Source organism: Edaphosphingomonas fennica (assembly GCF_003034225.1).
Taxonomy (GTDB): Bacteria; Pseudomonadota; Alphaproteobacteria; order Sphingomonadales; family Sphingomonadaceae; genus Sphingomonas_E; species Sphingomonas_E fennica.
This window is the reverse complement of the sequence record NZ_PHHF01000089.1, coordinates 1-2,789: the sequence shown is the minus strand read 5'-3', so window position 1 is coordinate 2,789 and position 2,789 is coordinate 1. Positions and strand designations below refer to the sequence as shown.

2 protein-coding genes are annotated in these 2,789 nt (G+C 64.0%); both read left to right on the top strand.

The features are described 5' to 3' along the window. Positions 1–215: 215 nt before the first annotated feature. Complete coding sequence (istA, locus tag CV103_RS22010) at positions 216–1,721, top strand: IS21 family transposase (protein WP_020818759.1); 1,506 nt, start codon at positions 216–218, stop codon at positions 1,719–1,721. Next, complete coding sequence (istB, locus tag CV103_RS22005; RefSeq protein WP_020818758.1) at positions 1,721–2,530, top strand: IS21-like element helper ATPase IstB; 810 nt, start codon at positions 1,721–1,723, stop codon at positions 2,528–2,530. Before istA ends, istB begins: the two co-directional genes overlap by 1 nt. Positions 2,531–2,789: the final 259 nt, after the last annotated feature.

The following is a 2,789-nucleotide window of genomic DNA, read 5'->3' as shown; positions in this document are numbered from 1 at the left end:
TGCGCGGCGACAACTACGATGGCCGGTTGAGCGGCGACTATGATGGCCGGTAGGATCGGTTGTCTGGTCTGATCGTAGGGAGGGGCGCAGCCCCGACCGGAGAGCGGACCAGACAACCGGTGGCGATCTTTTTCCCCTTCTTTCGGGGGGCAGATCGGGGCTGTGGCGGGCGGTGGTATCGGAACACTCATCGAACAACGAGCGATGGGTTTGCGATGCCGGGCCACCACATTTCCGATCAGCAGGTATTTCTCTTCATGACCCATCGTCGCCAACACACCCAGGCCGTCGCGGCTGCCAAGGCCGGTATCAGCGAACGCAGCGCACGCCGGATCGAGAACGATCCGCAGCTTCCGTCCCAGAAGAAGAAGGAGCGCCACTGGCGCACCCGCGCCGATCCGCTCGAGCCATTCTGGCCACGTATAGAGGAGTTGCTCCAGATCGACGGTATCATTGCCGTCACGGTCTTCGAGACGCTCCAGGACGAGTTCGGCGAGGATGCTGTTCCCGATGCGATACGACGAACACTGGAACGCCGGATCGCCCGCTGGCGGGCACTGCACGGCGGCGAGAAGGAGATCTTCTTCCCGCAGCATCATGAGCCCGGTCGGCAGGGCCTGTCGGATTTCACGGTATGCGACAGTCTCAAGGTCACTGTTGCCGGCGAGACCCTGGCCTATCGCCTCTACCACTTCCGCTTGGCGGCGAGTGGCTGGGAGCATGCGGCTGTCGTGCTGGGCGGGGAGAGCTTTGCCGCCCTTTCGGAGCACCTGCAGGATGCGTTGTGGAAGCTGGGCGGTGCGCCGGCCGAACACCGCAGCGATTCCCTGTCAGCCGCCTACAAAAACCTCAACGCCGATGCGCAGCGGGATTTCACCCGAAGCTATGACGAGCTGTGTCGTCATTACGGCATGCTTGCTACCCGCAACAACCGCGGCGAGGCGCACGAGAACGGATCGATCGAAGGTCCCCATGCCCATCTCAAGCGACGGCTCGATCAGGCCTTACGCCGGCGGGGCAGCCGCGATTTCGTTAGCATCGAGGCCTGGCGCGAGTTCGTTGAGGCGCAGGTCGCCAGACAGAACCGGCGACATGCTGCGCGCATCGATGCAGAACGCAGGGTACTCAAGGCGCTGCCCGCAAGGCGAACCACCGATTTCGCCATGGTCACCGTCGATGTCACCCGCAACGGCACCGTCGCCATCGATCGGGTTACCTATTCGGTGCCTTCCCGCCTCGTCGGACGGCGCCTCAACGCGCATCTCTTTGACGATCGCATCGAGCTCTTCCTCGGTCCAGACAGGGTAATGTCCACGCCGCGTGTGCGGATCAGTCATCCCCACCGGGGGCATAGCATCGATTTCCGGCACATGATCGGTAACCTGCGCCGCAAGCCCGGTGCACTGCGCAACCTCGTCTACCGCGAAGCCCTCTTCCCCGATCACGCCTACCGGCGGGCCTGGCAAGCCTTCGATGCCCAACTCGATGGACGGCAGGCCTGCCGCGATGCCGTCGCGCTGCTCGATATCGCCGCCAGGGGCGACTGTGTCGACGTGCTGGCCCGGCGGATCGATGAGGCTCTCGACAGCGGGCGCTTGCCCGATGTCGATGCGCTCAGGGACGAGTTCCTGCCAACCGCAAGATCGCAGCGCGATGTCGCTATCCCGCCACCCGATCTGCACAGCTACAACAGCCTGATCGCCAGCGGGGAGGTGCACTGATGACCCGCACCAAGGATCAGGCCGCCGCCGTACTGCCTACCCTGCTCAAGGCCTTGCGCCTGCCGAGCATCAACCGCAACTGGAAGCACCTCACCGACACCGCCGATCGCGATGGCTGGCCGGCCGCCAACCTGCTGGCCTCGCTTCTCGAGATCGAGATGGCTGATCGCTCCTCCCGGCGCATCCAGCGCCATCGCGACCAGTCCGGCTTGCCCGCAGGCAAGACCTTCGCCACCTTCGATTTCGACGCCGCCCCCGGCATCCGCAAACCGCACCTCTTGTCCCTCGCCGCCGGTGACGACTGGATCGAGAACGGCGGCAACCTGCTGCTGTTCGGCCAGAGCGGGACCGGCAAGACGCACGCAGTTGCCGCCATTGGCCATGCCCTCATCGACACGGGGCGGCGCGTCCTGTTCTGCTCCACCACCGACATGGTCCAGAAGCTCCAGTCCGCGCGCCGCGACCTCAGCTTGCCCGCCATGCTCGACAAGCTCGACAAGTTCGATCTCATCGTGCTCGACGATCTGTCCTACGTCCGCAAGGACCAGGTCGAAACCAGCGCCTTGTTCGAGCTCATCGCCCACCGCTACGAACGCCACTCGCTCGCCATTACCGCCAACCAGCCATTTTCGGCATGGGACAACGTCTTCCCTGATCCCGCCATGGCTGTCGCCGCGATCGACCGCCTCGTGCACCACTCGACCATCATCGAGATGAACGGCGAAAGCTACCGCAAGCGTTCCGCCGTCGCCCGCATCAACGCCGGCGATTACGACCCGCCCAATGGCGCCCCGGACCGGCCATCATAATTGTCGCTGGCTTCGCGCTCGGGAGCACCCTTGCTGAGGCAACGGGTAATTGTCGCCAGCGGCAATTACATGCCAACCATCCCATGCGCTTCAAACCCTCGCTTCCGGCCAGCGCCAGCGACAATTACCCAGCGTCGTAATTGTCGCTCGACGGTTGCTCCTCGCAACAGCAAATGGTAGCCAGAATTCACCAACCGGCGCGGCCACCTATCGGCCATCAAAATTGACGCCGACCGGACTCCGTAATCGTCGCGCTACA